This is a genomic window from Streptomyces silaceus (assembly GCF_001419745.1).
In the GTDB taxonomy this organism is placed as follows: Bacteria; Actinomycetota; Actinomycetes; order Streptomycetales; family Streptomycetaceae; genus Streptomyces; species Streptomyces silaceus.
In genome coordinates, this window is the sequence record NZ_LIRJ01000051.1 from 24,359 (window position 1) to 43,173 (window position 18,815).

Here is an 18,815-nt window from a genome sequence, read left to right on the forward strand (position 1 = left end):
CGGGCGGGAAGGCGCGGACTCTACGAGCAGCAGGCGCAGCCCGGCTCGCAGCCGCACGCGTCTGCCTCGGCGCTCTCCGGACCGACGGCAGCCGAGGTGTGGGCGGCGGGTGCGCAGCAGCCTTTGCCCTGCCAGGCGTCGCGGCCTTCCTTGACCGCGATGGCGGCGATGACGAGAGCGGCGATCGGGTCGGCCCAGGACCAGCCGAGGGTGGCGTTGAGGACCAGGCCAACCAGGAGAACGGCGGAGAGGTACGTGCACAGCAGGGTCTGCTTGGAGTCGGCGACCGCGGAGGCGGAGCCGAGTTCGCGGCCGGCCTTGCGCTGAGCGGCGGAGAGGAACGGCATGATCCCCAGTGAGAGGGCGGCGATGACGATGCCGGGGACCGAGCGCTCGGCCTCACCGGTGCCCGCAAGGGCCCGGACGGCGTCGAAGGCGACGTATGCGGCCAGCGCAAAGAAGGAGACGGCGATGATCCGCAGGGTCGTCTTCTCCCTGGCGTCGCGCACCGCGTGGTCGCGGGCGGAGAACTGCCAGGCGACCGCGGCGGCGGAGGACACCTCGATAACGGAGTCCAGCCCGAAGCCGATCAGCGCCGTCGAGGACGCCATGGTGCCCGCGGTGATGGCGACGACGGCCTCGATGACGTTGTAGGCGATGGTCGCGGCGACCAGCAGCCGTATGCGGCGAGCGAGAACGTCGCGGCGGGCCGGGGACCGCCCGAGGGATGTCGCGGTCATCGGCAGCAGTCCTTGGCGGCGGCGTCCGGGCAGGTCTGGTCGGACTCGATGGCGACCACGGCGGCGAGCAGGTGGTCCAGGGCGTGGCCGAGGCGTTCGTCGGCGAGCTCGTAGCGGGTGCGGCGCCCGTCAGGCACGGTGACCACGAGACCGCAGTCGCGCAGGCAGGCCAGGTGGTTGGACAGCCGGGTCCGGGAGACGCCGAGCGTGTCGGCAAGGTCGGCGGGATACGCCGGCGCCCGGCGCAGCGCGAGCAGAACGCGACAGCGGATCGGTTCGGCGAGCGCCCGGCCGAAGCGGGCCAGCACCTCGATGTCGGAGGCAACAGTCAGCACGTCGCGACAGTACATCGCATCGTGAATTCAGGAAAGCCTGTACTCAGACGGTGGGCCAGTCGGACGGGATCCGAAGGGAGCCGTGGCCGACACGGGCAGCCGCCGCACGGTCCGGCCGGCGAGCCGTCGGCGCAGCCGCCCGAATCGACAAGGCGGCACGAAGGACACGGCCGAGAACGACCGACCGCCGAGCCGGGCGGGGGCCCGGACGAGCGGGTCGCGATCTCTGTGACCGGACTGCACGCGGCCGGCACTTCCTCAGGCCCGCCCGGTGGCCGGCGTCTCCCCGGCTTGAACCGCCGGTCGTTCGGCGATGACGAGCAGATGGCCGCTCATACCGTGAATGGACGGGTCGTCGGCAGTCCGATAGGCGATGTCGAGCAGTCGCTGGTAGGCGTCGGGGTCCCGTTGCGCAAGCGCAGCGACTTCCGGCTGCGCCCAGGACAGGATGCCTTGCGATGCGAGCAGGCGCCGCACACGGAAACCGTGGTCCTCGAAGAAGGACGTGACATGGTCCGGGCGGGTGAGATATCCGCCGGTGAAGCGTCCGGGCCGCGCGTCGTCGTAACGGCCTTCGTCCAGAATGAGATCGACCGCGCCGGTGGTGAAGGCGGCGGACCCGCGCTCGAGTACGGTGGAAACCAAGCGCATATAGCGCGGCATCACGGTTGTTATGAGCAGCCCTCCTGGTCGCAGGACTCGATGAGCTTCCCGTATGGCCTGACGTCGGTCGGTGCTGGAGGTCAGGTGGTAGAAGGGCCCCAGGCACAATTGGGCATCAAAAGAAGCGTCGGGAAAGGCACTCAGATCCCGCGCGTCCGCTTCCGCGACGGCCTCCACATTCACGGCATCCTGCCGGGAAGCCCGTCCGACACGGTCGCGGGCAACGTCCAGCAACGCAGGTGACAGATCGGTGAGCGTCACCCGGTAGCCACGGCGGGCGAGCCACAGCGTCCACGTGCCTGGGCCCCCACCGTTGTCCAGAATCCGCGCGGGCGCAGGAGGCAGATGCTCCTCAAGTGCCCGCGCGTGCAGCTCCCGTTCGATGGCCCCGTCGGTGGGCCTGTCCAGCCGATCGGCCTCACGTTCCGCTGACTGCTCGTAGTAGTCCCGCACAACTGCTGCTGGATCGGGCCCCGTCGTCGTTCTCGTCACGGATCTCATGATCCAGATCCGGCAGACCACAGTCCAAGGTCATGGCAAGGTTTCATGCCATCTACATATTGGCCTGCCTTCGCCGAAATGAGACTGCCTAGGGCGCTTTCTCTTTCTTCGGCTCATCTGCTGGTTGATGCGGGCGGGCGGTGGCGGGATCACCGGCAGGTGCCCGCCGCCCGCTTCTGTTCGCAAGGCCGCCGACCCGGGCACTTGTCGAGTTCGGTGTGGAGCGACACGCATCGCGGGTGTCTCCATCTTCTCCTGCGCCCATTGAGTGCGCCGCTTACCATCAGTCGGAACATGACGACGCGGCAGATGCGATCCCGGTACGGCACCGTCCGTGCGGCTCTGCTCGCCCTCATCTTGGTGTGCCTCGTCCCGCTGTTCGGCATCAACGGCGCGGCAGACTCCCGCACCGCCGGACCGACGGCCGAACGCGCCGCCATCGCCGTCGCCTTCCCCTCTCGCGCAGATGCGCGCGCCGAGGAGCCCGGCTGCAGCGAAGGCCAGCCGGGAGCGCCGTTCGGCGCACGCGCTCTGAGCCCCGACCAGCCGGGGCCGCACGTCCCCAAGCCGACACCCGCCTCCGCCGGCCCACAGGACGACATCCCGGCTCTTGCCCTCGCGTCGCCCCCGGGCACCACCGCGGTCGACCTGCACAGAATCCAGATCAGCAGAACGTAGACGGGCTCTCTCCCCCCGTCCACGGCCGACCAGCCCAAACTGAGCCGGTCGGTGCCTCTGTGCTGCGCCTTCACCCGCAGCCGCCACGCTCAAGTACAGGAGAGACACTCATGTCCGTATTCACCGACGCGCGCACCACCCCGCCCGGCGACGCTGCTTCTCCCGCCACGTCCACCCAGTCCGGCGCTGACCTCGGTCTGCTGATCCTGCGCTGGGCGGTCGGTCTGACGATGGCCGCCCACGGAAGCCAGAAGCTGTTCGGCTGGTTCGGCGGGGGCGGCCTCGACGGCACCGCGGGCTTCTTCGAGAGCAGCGGCTACACCGCCGCGAAAGCCATGGCGGTGGTCGCCGCTCTCACCGAGACCCTGTGCGGCCTCGGCCTCGTCGTCGGCCTGCTCACCCCGCTCGCCGGAGCAGGCATCGTCGGCGTCATGCTCAACGTCATCGCGGTGAAGTGGGGCAACGGCTTCTTCGGCCCCACCGGCATCGAGTACGAGCTGTTGCTGCTCATCGCAGCCGCGAGCCTGACGCTGGCGGGCCCCGGCAGGTACGCGGCCGACCGGCTCCTGCCCGTACTGCGCACGCACCGGCTCTCCCACGGCATCGCCGCCGTGGCACTCGGCGCGGCCGCCGCCGGCATCGTCCTGGTGACCCTTCGCTCGTAACACCCCACTGAGATGAGTCCAGGGGCTTTCCACACCGGTTGGCGTGGGGAAGCCCCTGGACCACACGCACTCGGCCCGAGTTCACCACGTCTCATGACCTACCGAGCCCGTGTCACACGGACGCGCCAGCCCATTTCGCGACTGAGGACCTCAAGCCGCCCTCACACCCGCAACACCTCCGGTCCAAGCAGCGCGTAGCGTCGGGCCTCGGTCGGGGACAGCCGGGTGTCGGTGACGATCGCCTCGAAGGAACGCGCGTCGGCGAAGCGGCAGAAGCTCACCGCGCCGAACTTGGAGTACACCCCGGAGAACACGCGTCGGCGCGAGACGCGCATGGCCTGCTGCTTGATCGCGCTGACCGTCGGGTCGGGAGTGGTGAGGCCGTGTTCGCGGGAGATTCCGTTGGCGCCCACGTAGGCCAAGTCGATGACGAACTCGGACAGCATCTGGGCCGCCCAGTGGTCGACGGTGGCCATCGTGCCGCCGCGGACCCGGCCGCCGAGGAGCAGGACCGTGATCTTCGGTCTGGCCGCGAGGCCTTGGGCCGTGGCGAGCGACGCGGTGATCACGGTGAGCGGCCGGTCGTCGGGCAGCGCCTGTGCGATCAGCTGCGGGGTGTAGCCCTCGTCGATGAAGACCGTCTCGGCATCCCCGAGGAGTTCCACGGCGGCCGCCGCGATCCGCGCCTTCTCCGCGACGTGCATCCCCGTGCGGAACTCCAGCGTCGTCTCGAAACCCCTGCTCTCCACCGGGTACGCGCCCCCGTGCGTACGACGCACCAAGCCGCGCCGCTCCAGCACGCTCAGGTCGCGTCGCACCGTCTCCTTGGAAACCCCCAGGTCAGCGGCGATCGCGGTCACGTCAACGGATCCTGCTCGGCGCGCGCTCGTCACGATGCGGCGGCGCCGTTCATCGCCCTCCGCAACGGCCGCGCGGCCTATGACCATGTCTGTCATGCGTCGCCCTCCCCCGTGTCGACTTCAGCCGGGCCCCTGTCCCATCAGTCGGGCCGACCGTCTCCTGCCCCCACGCATCACACCTGTACGGGGCGTGCGACCAGCCGGTTCAACTGACTGCCGGGCACACGTGTCATTCCGGCCGCCGCGTGGCCGCGAGCGTAGACGAGGTGGCGTGTCGAAAAGGTGTCGAAAAAGCTTCGCGGCGGACTCGACCGCCGCCGCTGTGACCGGGCGGTCACCGCGGGGCCGACTACAGTCTTGGCTATGCGGTTCACGGTGCTCGGACCGGTCAGGGCATGGTGTGGTGACACAGAGCTCGCTCTGGGTCCGCCCAAGCAACGGGCGCTGCTGGCCCTCTTGTTGGTACGGGCGGGTACGCCGGTGAGCCTGAGCGACATGGTCGACGTACTGTGGCCGCAGGGTCCGCCCAAGAGCGCGACGAACGTCGTGCGCCATCACGTGGGCTCGCTGCGGCGCCTGCTGGGCCAAGAGACACCGAAGGCTGGAGACAGGGCAGCCGGGGCGGTGGTGCGGTGCTCCGGAGGCTACCGCCTCGACACCCACGCCGACGGTCTGGACCTGCTGGTCTTCCGCCGCTTGGCGGCGCGGGCCGGGCAGGCGGCGAGCGAGGGCTCGCCGAAGACCGCGACCGACCTGTACGACGAGGCGCTCGCGCTGTGGCGCGGGCCGGTCGCCGACGGTGTCCCCGCGGACATCCGGGCACACCCGGTGTTCACCGCCGTGGACGAGGAGTGCGTCAACGCCGTACGCCACGCCGCCGTCGACGCCCTGGCCTCCGGTGCACCGGAGCGTGTCCTCGCCCCGCTGCGTCGGGCCGCCGCCACCCATCCTCTGGACGAGCCGCTCCAAGCTCGCCTGGTGCTCGTCCTCGCGGCCGCCGGGCGCCAGGCCGAGGCGCTCGCGACGTACCACGCCGTACGGGACCGACTGGCCGACGAGTTGGGTATCGCTCCCGGGCGCGAGCTGACGGACGCACAGCAGCGCGTGCTCGACCAGGACGCCTCCGACGGACGACGATGCGGTACGCCCCCGGGGCCGGACGCCGGCGACGCGGCAGGCGCCCGCCGTGACCCGCAGCCCGCAGCACCGTCCGGAACCCGCACCCCGCCGGCCCGTCCCGCCCAGCTCCCCGCCGACCTACCGGTGTTCGCCGGCCGACGCGGCGAACTCGCCCGCGTCATAGCTCTGTTACTCCGACTCGGCTCCCCCGGCGCCCCTTCCCGCGCCACGGCGATCACCACGATCGAGGGAATGGCGGGCGTCGGCAAAACGGCCTTGGCCGTGCACTGGGCCCACCGCGTCGCCCACCACTTTCCAGACGGCCAGCTCTACGCGAACCTGCGGGGCTTCGATCCTGCTGGAGCAGCCGTGGATCCTGGCGATGTCCTGCGCTCCTTCCTCTATGGCTTGGGCGTGCATCCGCGCGACATGCCCGCAGGACCCGACGCCCAATCCGCTTTCTTCCGGAGCCTGTTGGCCGATCGCCGCGTGCTGGTTCTGCTCGACAACGCTCGCGACTCCGCGCAGGTACGGCCCTTGCTGCCTGGTTCACCCGGCTCTCTCGTCATCGTCACCAGCCGCAGTCGACTCCAAGGCCTGATCGCCGCCGACGGCGCCCAGTCGCTCACCCTGGGCCCGCTCAGTGACGCCGAAGCACGCGACGTCCTGTCCCAGCGCATCGGGGCGCGGCGGCTCGCCGCCGAACCGGCTGCCGCCGAGGCCATCATCGCCCTGTGCGGCCGATTACCCCTGGCCCTCGCCATCGTGGCGGCGCGCGCCACAGCAGGCCCCGTCCTCCCGCTGGCATCGATCGCCGCCGAGTTGCGCGAGGGCCACGGCAGCCTGGACGCGTTCTCCGGCGACGAGGCCGACGTCCGAGCCGTGTTCTCCTGGTCCCACCGGGCACTCACCCCCGTGGCCGCGCGGCTGTTCCGCCTCCTGGCACTCCATCCCGGCCCCGACGCCTCCCGATCCGCCGCAACGAGTTTGGCCGGCCTGACGTCGGGCGAGGCCCGCACGGCACTGACCTCCCTGGTCCGCGCCCACCTCCTGATCGAGCACGCCCCGGGCCGCTACACCAGCCACGATCTGCTGCGCGCCTACGCGGACGAACTCCGCCACGAAGAGGAGAGCGAGCAAGGGTGCCGAGAGGCGCTCGGGCGACTCCTCGACCACGCCCTGCGTACCGCACAGACCGCGGTCGACCTGCTCTTCCCGCACCGCGTAGAACGTGAGGCGCCGCCCTCGCGCCACGCCGGCAGCGCACCCGAGCACCTCATCGGACGGGATTCCGCCGCCGCATGGCTCACCGTCGAACTCCCGGGACTGCTCTCCCTGGTCGAGCGCGCCGCAACCGCCGGATTCGCCACCCACGCCTGGCAGTTGGCGCTCGCTCTGGAGCTCTTCCTGGACCGTCGAGGCCTCAGGGAGGAACAGATCGCCGTGCAGCGCGCCGCCCTGGCTGCCGCCAAGCGCCGCGACGATCGGCTCGGGCAGGCCCACATCCATCGCACGCTGGGCTTCGCCCTGCACCGCGTCAGCGCGGACGCGGAGGCGGAGTCCCACCTCGGCCGCGCCCTGGATCTGTTCACCGCCCTCGGCCACCGCGACGGCCAGGCCCGCACGCTGCGGAGCCTCGCCTTCCTGGCCAACAGCCGCGTCTGCCACCAGGATGCCCTGGACCACTACGCCCAGGCTCTCGCCCACTACCGTGCGACGGACAACGTCAGCAGGCAGGCCTGCGTACTCAACGAGATCGGCTGGACCCACATCCTGCGTGGCGGGCACCAGGAGGCCCTGACGCAGTGCACCACGGCCGTCGCCCTGCACCAGACGACCGGAGACATCAATGGCGAGGCCGCCGCCTGGGACAGCCTCGGGTATGCCCATCACCATCTCAGGCAGTACACCCACGCCCTGTCCTGCTACCGCCAGGCCCTCGTCCTCTTCCGGGAGATCGGCGACCGCACCCTTGAGGCAGACACGCTCGGCCACATCGGCGACACACTGCACGAACAGGGCAACCACGCTTCGGCACACGCCAGTTGGGGACAGGCCGCGGCCATTCTCGCCGAGTTGGGCCATCCGGACACCGGCCAACTATTGAAGAAGCTGCACGACGCGGCGGCGGATCCCCCCTGAGAACACACCTCACGATGCCAACGGGTCAAGCTGCGGCTGCGAGTTCGTCGGGGAAGGCGGCAACGACGGCGAAGTCTCTTGGCGCCGGGCGACGTCCGCTACGGAGTCCGGCCATCCAGCGCGCGGCCGCCCCGGGTCAGAAGGGCCTCGCAGGCGCCTGTCACGGCAGGCTCTGGACGGCTCGCGGCGCGTACGTTCCGTAGCCGCCGCCCAGGAAGACCAGCGGCGGCCCCTGCTCTCCCGTGCCCATCGCTCGTACCGAGCCCGTGACGAACCAGTGGTCGCCCGCTTCGCACTGACCGTGCAGGGCGCAGTCGACCCAGGCGACGGCGTCGGTCAGCAGAGGGCAGCCCGAGGGCGACCACCGGTAGGGCACGTCCCAGCGGCCGGGCGACTTCGCGGCGAACGCCTCGCACACGCCTCTCTGCCCGGCACTCAGCACGCTGACACAGAATCGGCCCGCGGCCCGGATGAGAGGCCATGTCGTCGACGTGCGTGCGGGCAGGAAACCCACCAGGGGCGGGTCCAGGGACACCGAGGTGAAAGTGCCGACGATCATCCCGAGCGGGTCCGTCCCGGAACGCCGTGCGGGCGCGGTCACCAGGGCGACTCCCGTGGGACAACGACCCAGTACCGTACGGAAATCCAGCGTGTGTCCCGTGTCCGGAGAGACCACGGAATCGGAGGCGTTCCTCATGACGTCACCGGGCCCGTGGAGTCAGGTCGAGTAGTCGGCGTTGAGGCGCACATATCCCTCGGTGAGGTCGCAGCCATAGGCCGTGAACTCGGCGTTGGAGTGCGGGTGGACGCCGAGATCGACGCGGAGGCCGACCTCTGGCTGCTTGAGGTGTTCGGCGACCCGCTCCAGTTCCTCGGGGCCCGGGGTTGCCGGGTACACCTCCTGGCCCCCGAAGCCGATCGTGACGCGCTCGGGAACGATGTCGAGGTCGTCCCGGCACTTCCCGACCGCCATGGCGACCCGCCCCCAGTTCGGATCCGCTCCGTGCACGGCGGTCTTCACCAGCGGAGAGTTGACCACGGCCTTGGCCACGCGCTTGGCCTGTGCGACATCCCTCGCCCCGGTGACCCGTACCTCGATGAGCTTGGTGGCACCCTCACCGTCCCGGGCGATGTCCTTGACCAGGTCCAGTGCGACGGCTCCCAGAGTCCGTTCGAACTCCATCAGGTCCACGGGGCCCGCGAGGCCGTTGGCGAACACGGCCGCCGTGTCGCTGGTGGACGTGTCGGTGTCGATGCTCAGCGCGTTGAACGTGCGGTCCATGACGCGGCGGAAGATGGCGTCGAGCACGACCGGCCCCACCTCGGCGTCGGTGCAGAAGAACGTCAGCAGCGTCGCCATGTCGGGCTCCATCATGCCCACCCCCTTGGCGATGCCGACGAGTGTCGCGTCACCGCAGCGGGCGCGGCGGATCTTGGGGTGGGTGTCGGTCGTCATGATGGCGGTCGCCGCCGCGTCGAAATCGGCGCCACAGAACGGCCAGCGAAGCGAGGCGACATGGCGGCGCAGGAGGGGCATGGGATAGCGGTGGCCGATCAACCCGGTCGAGGCGATCAGCACGTCGTTGGAGTCGGCTCCGATCGTTTCGGCCACCTGACGGCGGATTTCTTCGGCGTCCTGGCGGCCCTCCGCCCCGGTGGCGACGTTGGCGTTGCCCGACAGGACGACGACGCCCCGTGCGATCCGGTCCGCGACCGCTTCCCGGCTGATCTGGACGCTCGGGCCCGCGAAGCGGGAGCGGGTGAACACCGCGCTGGTGGCCGCGGGCACCTCGGAGGCGATCACGGCGAAGTCGGGGCGTGCGTCCTTGATGCCGGCTCGGCCGTGGTGAACAAGGAAACCTTTGGGAGAAGAGGCGTACATCGGACCGGAGATCCCTTCTCGAATCGCAGGTGCCGGCCATCCCGGCGCCTGCCCGGCCACCGTGACACACCCCGGTTGCCGCCCACTGCGCCGTCCGCTGGAACTCCCTTGAACGAGGGACGGCTCGACCTGGTGCGGCCCTTCGTCCCGCCGCCCCGGGCCCACTGCTCTTCGCGGTTCGGGGTGACGTCATGACGGGTCCGTGATCAGTGCAGTGCGGTGGCCCGGCTTGCGGCATACCGGTGCCGCAAGCCGCGCGATCACCGCTGAACCTTGCTGCGGCACAGCTCCTGGTCCATGAGCCCGCTCATGGCCTCCTGGGTGTGCTTGTCTCCGTCGCCGGTGGCCAGCACTACGGCGGTACGGGTCGCGTCCGGTGTGACACTGACCTGGGCGCGGTAGCCGGAGACGCTGCCCACGTGCGTGAAGTAGCTGCCGCCGCAGGGCAGCGGGAACTTGGCAAGGCCGAGCCCGTATTCCGCGTCCAGTTGCGGCGCCGGCACGGCGGTCGTCATCTCGTCGAGCTCCGCCGGATCCAGCAGACGGCCGTCGAACAGCGCGGTGTAGAACCGGCTCAGGTCGTCCGCACTGCTGATGATCGATCCTGAGGCGTCGACCGCACTCGCGTTGAATTCCGTGACGTCGAGCGTGGTGCCGGTACCGAACGCGCTGTAGCCGGGGGCGTGCGCACCCGGGATGGACGCGGAGGTGCCAGGCGTACTGGTCCTCGTCAGCCCCAGCCGTCCGATGATCCGGGCGTTCACCTCATCTGCCCAGCTGTGGCCGGTGACCTTCTTGATGATCATCCCGGCGAGAATGTAGTTGGTGTTGGAGTACGACCAGACGCCCGGGTCGTTGGGGGCCGGGTGCCGCATCGCCAGCGCCACCAGCTCCTCGGGGGTGTAGGTGCGCAACCGTTCGGCCCGGTAGCCGGCGGCACTGTTCAACGCGGGGATGTCGCCCACAACACCGGGGATCCGATGCGGAACCTGCCGTCCCACGGCACCGGCCGCCCGGTGCCGAGCTGGGCCGTCCCGGCGCGCGCCGGGTGACGTATGCCTGGTGACCTCACCTCGGCGAGCACCCCGACGGTCCCGGTGTCGTGCATCGCGTTCACCGCCTGCTGGAGGGGACCGGCCGGCCGTGGCCTCGTCACCGCCGGCCCCGCCTGGGCATCGGTGTCGGCCGACGCCGGCCCGCCCGACGAGGCGACGAGAACGGCGGCAAGGCCGGTCGGGACGAGCAGGCCACGTCGGCGTCTCGCGGACACGCTCATGGTCATTCCCCACGGCGTCCATCCCATCAGCGGAAGAGAGGACCGACCCATCCGGCTTTCGCCCGGACGAACCGATGGCCCCCCTCAGGCGGTGCCTGGGGTAAACCCCCGTACGGAGGCAGTACCAGCCCGGCCTGCTCGACGGTTTCATCGCCGGAGTTGTGATCAGTGGGAAGTCCTGAGGCGCTGCACCACCTCGGGTGCGGTGTAGGCGGTCAGCCCCTCGGCGAGCTGCTTCTCCAGGCTGGCTGCTGAGTGCTCGAAGTAGTCGGCGCGCACCCCCGCATCCCGGGACGCTTGCGCCATAGTGCGCACGCTGGCCGTCGGACAGGCCCTAGAAGTCCCGTGAAAATGTTGGGCTGTTCTGGCCCTCGATCATGGGGTTCGGGGCCAGGCTGGTAGGCATGATGGGGCGGCCGCCCGAGGAGCCGGTCGGGCCTGATGTGTGGTCCGTGTGCCGGGAGTTGATTCCTGCCGGGAGCGTGTTCGCGTTCCTGGCCGAGCACCGCGACGCGCTGTTTCCCGAGGCGATGTTCGCGGACATGTACCCGTCTGCGGACGGGCGCCCGTCGGTGCCACCAAACGAGCTGGCCTGCGCGATCGTGCTGCAGGTGCTGCACGGCCTGTCGGACTTCGAGACCGTCCAGCACCTGCGGTGCGATCTGCGGTGGAAGGCCGCGTGCGGACTGGGCCTGAACGATCCGGCATTCGACCCGTCGCTGCTGGCGTACTTCCGGCGCCGGCTGGCCTGCTCCATGCAGCCGGACCGGATCTTCGAGAAGGTGCGTGAGGTGGTGGCCGCCACCGGCGCCCTGAAGGGTAAACACCGGCGGGCGCTGGACTCGGCGGTGCTGGAGGATGCGGTGGCCACACAGGACACCGTCACCCAGTTGATCGCCGCGATCCGGCGGGTGATCCGTGATGTCCCCGGCGCCGAGGCGGTGGCCGCCGGGCACTGCCGGGCTCATGACTACACCGACCCGGGCAAACCCCGTATCGCCTGGAACGACGAGGCGGCCCGCACCCGACTCGTGGACGCGCTCGTCACGGACGCTCTGCGGCTGCTGGGGCATCTGCCGGAGCAGAACCTGGGTCTGAAGGCGGCCGACGCGGTGGGCATCCTGACCCTGGTGGCCGGACAGGACGTCGAGCCCGCCGACGGCTCGGACGGCACCGACGGGCGCTGGCGCATCGCGCGACGCACCGCGCCCGACCGCATGATCTCCACTGTCGACCCGGAGGCCCGGCACGCCCATAAGACCCACTCCCGCTACCACGACGGGTTCAAGGCCCACCTCGCCGTTGAGCCGGAAACCGGGCTGATCACCGCGATCGCGCTGCGGCCCGCCGCCGGGGCCGCCTGGCACGAGGCCGCTGTCGCCCGCGAGTTGCTCGCCGAGGAGACCGGTGTCCTTCAGGTGCTGGCCGATGCCGCATACTCCAGCGCCGACCTGCGGGCGACCCTCACCGCGGCCGGACACCGCCTGCTGATCAAACCCCCGGCTCTCAAGCCCGCCGTCCCGGGCGGCTTCACCCTCGACGACTTCCACGTCGATGCCACCAACGGCACGGTGACCTGCCCAGGAGGTCATACCACCATTCTGCTGGCGCCCGGTGGCAGTCACCGCCAGCGCAAAGCCTGGTTCACCGCGAAGCAATGCACCTCCTGCCCGCTCAAATCCCGCTGCACCACAGCGAAAGGCGGCCGGGTCGTCACCTGGCGCCCCCACCATGACCTGCAGCAGGCCGCCCGCAGCCAGGCCACATCGGATCCCGACTGGCAGGCCGACTACCGGCGTTGGCGTCCCGTGGTCGAGCGGGTCATCGCCTGGCTCGTGGCCCGCGGCAACCGCCGCCTGCCCTGCCGCGGCTGGATCAACGGCGAACGCTGGATCCACCACCGGGCCGCCGCCCTCAACCTCCGCCGCCTGATCAACCTCGGACTCGACCACCGCAAGGGAACCTGGACTCTGGCGCCAGCAACCCCCTGAACAGGAAGAAGAGACCGCCCAGCCAGGCTGCCGAACGGTCTTCTCGCAACATCTTCATTGGGCTTCTAGCCCGCGGACAGCGCCGTCGCGCCGCCCGCGGCCGGCAGCGCCGGACACGGGTTCTCCAGGTCATGGCGGACCGCCTCGCGGACCAGCGGATGAACGAAGCGCAGCCGTTCGGCCCCGGACGGGTCGGGCTCCAGCAGGCCTCCGTGCAGAGCCATGAGAAGCGTGTCCGTGGAGATGCCCTCGTGCCGCAGCGTCGCCTCCAGCGCGCGCTGCTCGCAGCCGTCCTCCGTGACCGCGCAGAGTTCGAGGACACGGCGTACCCCGGGCGGCAGCCCCGACAGGCGTTGCAGCACGACGCCGGCCAGTTCGTGAGGGATCGCGGCGTCCAGGTCCGCGCCGGGCGCCTGCGTCCGCGCATGCAGCAAGTAGCCGAGGAAGTAGGGGTTGCCGGCGGTTCGCCGGTGCAGCCTCTCCACCAGGCGTGGCTCCGGACGGTCGCCCAGTGTCTTCTTCGCGAGCGACTCGGTGGCCGCGAGGTCCAGCGGGCTGAGCAGGATCCGCCGCGCGTCCAACGACTGGAGGATCACGGCCGCGGCCCGTCGCAGCTCGGCGTCGTGGGCCAGTTGGAACGTGCGCGTGGTGACCACCAAGAGGACCGGGACACCGCGCAGCTGCTCCACGAACAGCCGCAGCAGGGCCAACGACGGCGCGTCCGCACGGTCCACGTCCTCCACGACCAGGACCGTCGGCTCCCGGACGGTCCGCAGAAGTGCCTGGCACACCGCGTCGTGCAGCGTGAACCGGTCGTCCTTGGACAGCGGGGCCGTCACCGATCGCGCACTCGGCTGGTGGTCCGCCGGATCGCAGATGTCCGAGCACATCTCGGGAAGAAGGTGGGCGAGGCCGTGCCGGACCCAGTCGGGTAATCGACGCACCCTTTCGGGCCAGAGCGCGCTCAGCCGGCGCAGCAGCGTCGTCCACGGCCAGTAGTCCGGCTTGTCCTCGCTCTCCGAGCAGGAGCTCCAGACGGCCTGCACGCTGTCCGGGATCGTCTGGCCGAGCTCGGACACGAGCCGCGTCTTCCCGATTCCGGCCTCACCGACGACGAACGCCACCCGCCCCGACGTGTGGAACGCGCCGACGGCGCAGTCCAGCAGGGCCCTCAGCTCGTCGTCACGCCCGACGAACACCGGCTGATCGGTCCCCTGTCCCCGCCGCTGTACCACCGTGTCTCCCCAGTGACCGGTGCGCGTCCGGGGCTGAGGAATGGTGATGCGGCCGGATTCGGCGGCGGCTCCCGGGGGGAGCGGACCTGCGCTGCGTGGCACGGCGTCGCCCTGGAAGCCGGTTCGCGCGTCCCGCACGGGAACCTCGGGCACACGGTCCAGGGAACAGTCCTGCCGCAGGATCGCCGCGTGCAGCGCCGCCAGCGCCTTGCCCGGGTCCGCACCGATCTCGTCGGCGAGGGCGCGCCGCGTGTCCTCGTACGTCCGCAGGGCGTCGGCCTGTCGGCCGAGCCGGTACTGGACGTGCATGTAGAGCCCGATGAGCCGTTCACGCAGGGGGTTGCGTCGGGCCTCCAGGGCCAGCGGGTGCAGCACGTCCTCCTCGCGTCCCAGCCGGAGCGCGCACTGCGCCCACGACTCCACCGCGCTCAGCCGAAGCTGTTCGAGCCGCCCGGCCTCCTGCACGGCGAAGTCGTACGCGCTCAGCTCCTCGTACGGCGTACCGACCCAGGTGCCCAGGGCCGAGCTCAGCACGGCGTGCGCCTCCTCGACGCTGCCGGTCCGCGCCAGTCGGCCTCCGACCCGCACGGCCCTCTCGCAGCGATGGACGTCCACGTGGTCGGGGTCGATGACCAACGCGTAACCCGGCTGCTGGTAGAGGAGTCGGGGCCTCGACCCGTCGGGGAGCTCGCAGGCGGCGAGGAGCTTGCGCAGGCGGGAGACGTAGGACTGCAAGGTCGCGTTGGCCGTTGCCGGTGGTGTGTCGCCCCAGATCCGCGTGATGATCGAATCGACCGACACCACGCTGCCCGCGCCGATCAGGAGCAGGGCGAGGACTGCTCGCTGGCGTGGCGGTCCCAGCTCCAGAGGGCGGCTGTCGACGCTCACGGACAGAGCACCCAACGCGCCGATCGGCGGCGGTCCGGTCGGTTCACGCACATCGGCTCGGGACTCCTGGCTCGTCGGTTTCACTGCGTCATCCGTTCCTTTCTGCGTGGCGCGCGGAGGGCCTGTGGTGCACCCACCTTCCCCCGATGGGCTGGTGCCCTTCTTGCCCGGATCGGGACGTCTTGTGCCTGCCCTTGCCTGAATGCGGTGCTCCAGTTGCCCGTGCCCAAAGCTCTGGTGCTCCAGGTCTGGCCATCAGGCCGACAGGTACGGACGTCTCCGTGCCCGGAACACGGGCCGTGGCCGCCCGATCGATGCCCGCATGGCCACCGGACGGAATGGGAGGGCGCGTACCGGCGACGCCTCAGCCGTCCACAGGGACCGTGCAAGAGGAGCGCCCACTCCCCTGCAAGGCGGGGTCGGCACAGTGGCCAGTGGTCGCCGAAGAACCTCCTCGGCTCCGCACAGTCCGTATGCCGGAAGCACCCCAGGCGCAGCCATCATCCGTTCTGACGCAGAGGAACTGCCATGTCCCGAGTCTCCACCGGCCCCAGCACCGGCCCGACCACCGCCCACGCCCTGTTGCGACGGCTCCACGACCACGGCGTGCGCACCGTGTTCGGGGTGGTCGGCCGCGAGGCCGCGTCGATCCTCTTCGACGAGGCGGACGGCATCGACTTCGTGCTGACCCGGCACGAGTTCACCGCCGGCGTCGCGGCCGACGTGCTGGCCCGTATCAGCGGCCGCCCGCAGGCGTGCTGGGCCACGCTCGGCCCCGGCATGACCAACCTGGCCACGGGGGTCGCCACCTCCGTCCTCGACCGGTCACCGGTCATCGCGCTCGCCGCCCAGTCCGAGTCGCACGACATCTTCCCCAACGACACGCACCAGTGCCTCGACTCGGTGTCGGTCATGCGCCCGATGACCAAGTACGCGGTGGAGCTCGAACGGCCCGACGACATAGGCGACCTGGTGGACTCGGCGATGAGCGCGGCGATGACCGAACCGGTGGGGCCCAGCTTCATCTCCCTGCCCGTCGACCTGCTCGGCAGCGAGGTCGACGCCTCACGGCCGCGGCCCGAGGCCCGGATCCCGGCCAAGCCGGTCGGCGCGGTCGAGGACGGCTGGCAGGAGGCCGCGTCGAAGGCGGCCGAGCTGGTCGGATCGGCGCGGCACCCCGTCCTGGTCGTCGGCGCCGCCGCGATCCGCTCCGGGGCCGTGCCCGCCCTGCGCGCCCTCGCCGAGCGGCTGAGGATCCCGGTCATCACCACGTACATCGCCAAGGGCGTGCTGCCCCACGGGCACGAGCTGAACTACGGCGCGGTCACCGGCTACATGGACGGCATCCTGTCCTTCCCCGCCCTGGAGACCCTCTTCGGCCCCGCGGACCTCATCCTCACCCTGGGCTACGACTACGCCGAGGACCTGCGCCCCTCGATGTGGCGGCGCGGCGCGGACAAGACCACCGTCAGGGTGTCGCCCACGGCCAACCCCGTGCCGCGTGTGTACCGGCCGGACCTCGACGTCGTCACCGACGTACGGGCCTTCGTGGAGCACCTGGACCGGCACACCGCGGGCCTCGCCGCGAAGACCCCGCACGACATCTCGCCGCTGCGCGAGCGGATCGCGGAGTTCCTGGCCGACCCCCGTCACTACGACGACGGCCTGCGCGTGCACCAGGTGATGGACTCCATGAACACCGTCATGGCGGAGACCGCCGAGGCGGGCGAGGGCACCATCGTTTCCGACATCGGCTTCTTCCGCCACTACGGCGTGCTCTTCGCCCGTGCCGACCAGCCCTTCGGCTTCCTCACCTCCGCGGGCTGCTCCAGCTTCGGTTACGGCATCCCGGCGGCGATCGGCGCCCAGCTGGCCCGGCCCGGACAGCCGACGTTCCTCATCGCCGGTGACGGCGGCTTCCACTCCAACAGCGCCGACCTGGAGACCATCGCCCGGCTCAACCTGCCCATCGTCACCGTCGTCGTCAACAACGACGCCAACGGTCTGATCGAGCTGTACCAGAACATCGGCCACCACCGTTCCCACGACCCGGCGGTGAAGTTCACCGGCGTCGACTTCACGGCCCTGGCCCGCGCCAACGGTGTGGAGGCCACCCGGGCCACCAGCCGCGAGGAGCTGCTCGCCGCACTGCGCAAGGGCGCCGGTCTGGGACGGCCGTTCCTGATCGAGGTACCGGTGAGCTACGACTTCCAGGCCGGCGGTTTCGCCGCCCTGACCATCTGAGCCATGGAGGCGACCCTGCCCGCCGCCATCGGTTTCCTGGCCGAGGTCCGCCAGGACGACGCCCGGCCGCTCGAACCGGTCTTCGCGGCACGCGGCTCCCTGGCACGGTGGCACGAGCGGACGGCCGACCGGAGTCTGCACACCGCCCTTGTGCACTCCGGGGCGCCGGACGAGGCATACGCGCGCGACCGGGGCAGGACGCTGGTCCTCGCCGGAGAGCTGTACAACCAGGACGACCTGATCGGGCTGCTGCCCGGCCGCGTGCTGCCGGGCAGCGACGCCGCGCTCGTCGTCGCCCTCTTCGACGTGTACGGCGTCCATGCCTTCCGGCTCCTCAACGGCCGGTTCGCCGCGCTGCTCACGGACCGCGGGCGCGCCGTACTCGCCACGGATCACGCCGGCTCGGTGCCCCTGTACGTCTCCGTCGCCCCTGGACAGGTGCTGGCGGCGACGGAGGCGAAGGCGTTGCGGGCCGCCCCTCGGGGGCGGCCCGTCCCCCCGGGACGCCCGCTGCGCCGCCGACCCGGCACCCACCAGGTACCGGCCGGCACGGTCCTCGACATCGAGGTGTCCACCGGGAAGTGCGCCGCCCACCGCACGTGGACGCCACCGCTGGCCCGCCGGATCCTGCCGGAGGACGAGGCGATCGACACCGTCCGCCGCACATTGGAGCGTGCGGTCCGCACCCGCACGGGCGCGGGCACACCCCTGGTGGTGCTCTCGGGCGGCATCGACTCCTCCGCGGTCGCGGCGCTGGCCGCCGGCCGGTCGGCCGGGCCGATCGACACGGTCTCGATGGGCACCGATGAGGCGGACGAGTTCCCGCAGGCACGCGTCGTCGCCCGGCACATCGGCTCCGTACACCGGGAGATCACCGTGCCGACCGCCGACCTGCTGCGCGGACTGCCACGCGCGGTCTGGGCGGCCGAATGCCTGGACCCGGACGTCGTCGAGTACCTGCTGCCGCTGACCGCGCTGTACCTGCGGCTGGGCGGCACGGGAGAAGGCGGCGACACCGGCCGGCGCATCCTCACCGGCTACGGTGCGGACATCCCCCTCGGCGGCATGCACCGCGAGAACCGGCTGCCGCGGCTGGACACGGCCGTCTGCCACGACATGGACACCTTCGACGGCCTCAACGAGATGACGCCGACGCTCTCCTCGGTGGCCGGCCACTGGTCGACGCACCCCTACTGGGACCGCGACGTCCTCGACGTGCTGGTGTCCCTGGAGGCCGGGCTGAAGCGCCGCCACGGGCGCGACAAGTGGGTGCTGCGCGCCGCCCTGGGCGACGTCCTGCCGCACGAGGTCGTCGTCCGCCCCAAGCTCGGCGTGCACGAGGGGTCGGGCACCACCTCGTCGTTCTCCCGGCTCCTGGCCGACGCCGGTGTCCCCCAAGACCGCGTGCACCAGGCCAAACGCCTGGTCGTTCAGAGGATCTTCGACGAGGTCGTCGTCGACGGACGGCATCCGGACGAGGTGTCGGTCGACGCGGTGGTCGACCTGGTCGCCGGTAGGCCGGAGCACGATGCCCGTCCGGTCCCGCGATGACCCCGCAGCACCCCACGAACCGGCCCGCGACCGCACCGCCCCACG

Annotated in this window: 15 protein-coding genes; 6 read left to right on the top strand and 9 right to left on the bottom strand. The window is 70.9% G+C overall.

What is annotated here, in order from left to right; all coding sequences use genetic code 11:
- Positions 1 to 20 precede the first annotated feature (20 nt).
- From AOK22_RS05970 to AOK22_RS05980, 3 genes are all read right to left on the bottom strand, one after another.
- Complete coding sequence (locus AOK22_RS05970; protein WP_055697510.1) at positions 21 to 740, bottom strand: cation efflux transmembrane domain-containing protein; 720 nt, start codon at positions 738 to 740, stop codon at positions 21 to 23.
- Positions 737 to 1,075, bottom strand: coding sequence for an ArsR/SmtB family transcription factor (locus AOK22_RS05975; RefSeq protein WP_055697523.1), 339 nt, complete (start codon positions 1,073 to 1,075; stop codon positions 737 to 739). The genes AOK22_RS05970 and AOK22_RS05975 overlap by 4 nt, the downstream gene beginning before the upstream one ends.
- 258 nt (positions 1,076 to 1,333) lie before the next feature.
- Complete coding sequence (locus tag AOK22_RS05980; RefSeq protein WP_157872183.1) at positions 1,334 to 2,230, bottom strand: class I SAM-dependent methyltransferase; 897 nt, start codon at positions 2,228 to 2,230, stop codon at positions 1,334 to 1,336.
- Between the two features lie 303 nt (positions 2,231 to 2,533).
- Here AOK22_RS05980 and AOK22_RS05985 point away from each other — a divergent pair, with 303 nt between their 5' ends.
- Both AOK22_RS05985 and AOK22_RS05990 read left to right on the top strand, forming a co-directional pair.
- Positions 2,534 to 2,917: a hypothetical protein gene (locus tag AOK22_RS05985; protein WP_055697512.1), complete on the top strand. Its 384-nt coding sequence runs from the start codon at positions 2,534 to 2,536 to the stop codon at positions 2,915 to 2,917.
- A gap of 110 nt (positions 2,918 to 3,027) precedes the next feature.
- A complete protein-coding gene (locus AOK22_RS05990) occupies positions 3,028 to 3,582 on the top strand; it encodes a DoxX family protein (RefSeq protein WP_055697513.1) in 555 nt (184 codons plus the stop codon).
- Positions 3,583 to 3,743: 161 nt separating this feature from the next.
- Here AOK22_RS05990 and AOK22_RS05995 read toward each other — a convergent pair whose 3' ends face one another.
- Positions 3,744 to 4,529, bottom strand: a complete 786-nt coding sequence (locus tag AOK22_RS05995) for a DeoR/GlpR family DNA-binding transcription regulator (protein ID WP_107101867.1) — start codon at positions 4,527 to 4,529, stop codon at positions 3,744 to 3,746.
- Between the two features lie 276 nt (positions 4,530 to 4,805).
- Between AOK22_RS05995 and AOK22_RS06000 the strand changes: the two genes are divergently transcribed.
- A complete protein-coding gene (locus AOK22_RS06000) occupies positions 4,806 to 7,703 on the top strand; it encodes an AfsR/SARP family transcriptional regulator (protein ID WP_055697515.1) in 2,898 nt (965 codons plus the stop codon).
- Positions 7,704 to 7,863: 160 nt separating this feature from the next.
- Here the strand turns inward: AOK22_RS06000 and AOK22_RS06005 are convergent, their stop codons facing one another.
- From AOK22_RS06005 to AOK22_RS41340, 4 genes are all read right to left on the bottom strand, one after another.
- Positions 7,864 to 8,400 (bottom strand): flavin reductase family protein, encoded by a 537-nt coding sequence (locus AOK22_RS06005; protein ID WP_055697516.1) that lies wholly within the window; start codon positions 8,398 to 8,400, stop codon positions 7,864 to 7,866.
- Positions 8,401 to 8,421: 21 nt separating this feature from the next.
- Positions 8,422 to 9,585 carry a bifunctional glutamate N-acetyltransferase/amino-acid acetyltransferase ArgJ gene (gene argJ / locus AOK22_RS06010; protein ID WP_055697517.1) on the bottom strand — a complete coding sequence of 388 codons (1,164 nt, stop codon included), beginning with the start codon at positions 9,583 to 9,585 and terminating at the stop codon, positions 8,422 to 8,424.
- 260 nt (positions 9,586 to 9,845) lie between these two features.
- Complete coding sequence (locus AOK22_RS06015) at positions 9,846 to 10,532, bottom strand: serine hydrolase domain-containing protein (protein ID WP_341845551.1); 687 nt, start codon at positions 10,530 to 10,532, stop codon at positions 9,846 to 9,848.
- 494 nt (positions 10,533 to 11,026) lie between these two features.
- On the bottom strand, positions 11,027 to 11,167 hold the full coding sequence (locus AOK22_RS41340) for a hypothetical protein (protein WP_157872184.1): 141 nt from the start codon (positions 11,165 to 11,167) through the stop codon (positions 11,027 to 11,029).
- 98 nt (positions 11,168 to 11,265) lie between these two features.
- On the opposite strand from AOK22_RS41340, the gene AOK22_RS06020 reads away from it, so the two are divergent.
- Positions 11,266 to 12,852: an IS1182 family transposase gene (locus tag AOK22_RS06020; protein ID WP_079036371.1), complete on the top strand. Its 1,587-nt coding sequence runs from the start codon at positions 11,266 to 11,268 to the stop codon at positions 12,850 to 12,852.
- A 65-nt stretch (positions 12,853 to 12,917) separates the two neighbouring features.
- Here AOK22_RS06020 and AOK22_RS06025 read toward each other — a convergent pair whose 3' ends face one another.
- A complete protein-coding gene (locus AOK22_RS06025; protein ID WP_237773350.1) occupies positions 12,918 to 14,975 on the bottom strand; it encodes an ATP-binding protein in 2,058 nt (685 codons plus the stop codon).
- Between the two features lie 528 nt (positions 14,976 to 15,503).
- Here AOK22_RS06025 and AOK22_RS06030 point away from each other — a divergent pair.
- Together AOK22_RS06030 and AOK22_RS06035 are read left to right on the top strand one after the other, a co-directional pair.
- Positions 15,504 to 17,219, top strand: coding sequence for a thiamine pyrophosphate-binding protein (locus AOK22_RS06030; RefSeq protein WP_055697519.1), 1,716 nt, complete (start codon positions 15,504 to 15,506; stop codon positions 17,217 to 17,219).
- A 3-nt stretch (positions 17,220 to 17,222) separates the two neighbouring features.
- A complete protein-coding gene (locus AOK22_RS06035) occupies positions 17,223 to 18,770 on the top strand; it encodes an asparagine synthase-related protein (protein WP_055697520.1) in 1,548 nt (515 codons plus the stop codon).
- The last annotated feature ends 45 nt before the right edge of the window (positions 18,771 to 18,815 follow it).

Coding starts and splice junctions, on each gene's coding strand:
- AOK22_RS05985 (WP_055697512.1), top strand. CDS start 2,534: ATGACGACGCGGCAGATGCGATCCCGGTACGGCACCGTCCGTGCGGCT.
- AOK22_RS06005 (WP_055697516.1), bottom strand. CDS start 8,400: ATGAGGAACGCCTCCGATTCCGTGGTCTCTCCGGACACGGGACACACG.
- argJ (WP_055697517.1), bottom strand. CDS start 9,585: ATGTACGCCTCTTCTCCCAAAGGTTTCCTTGTTCACCACGGCCGAGCC.
- AOK22_RS41340 (WP_157872184.1), bottom strand. CDS start 11,167: ATGGCGCAAGCGTCCCGGGATGCGGGGGTGCGCGCCGACTACTTCGAG.
- AOK22_RS05995 (WP_107101867.1), bottom strand. CDS start 4,529: ATGGTCATAGGCCGCGCGGCCGTTGCGGAGGGCGATGAACGGCGCCGC.
- AOK22_RS06030 (WP_055697519.1), top strand. CDS start 15,504: ATGTCCCGAGTCTCCACCGGCCCCAGCACCGGCCCGACCACCGCCCAC.
- AOK22_RS06020 (WP_079036371.1), top strand. CDS start 11,266: ATGATGGGGCGGCCGCCCGAGGAGCCGGTCGGGCCTGATGTGTGGTCC.
- AOK22_RS05990 (WP_055697513.1), top strand. CDS start 3,028: ATGTCCGTATTCACCGACGCGCGCACCACCCCGCCCGGCGACGCTGCT.
- AOK22_RS05970 (WP_055697510.1), bottom strand. CDS start 740: ATGACCGCGACATCCCTCGGGCGGTCCCCGGCCCGCCGCGACGTTCTC.
- AOK22_RS06000 (WP_055697515.1), top strand. CDS start 4,806: ATGCGGTTCACGGTGCTCGGACCGGTCAGGGCATGGTGTGGTGACACA.
- AOK22_RS06035 (WP_055697520.1), top strand. CDS start 17,223: ATGGAGGCGACCCTGCCCGCCGCCATCGGTTTCCTGGCCGAGGTCCGC.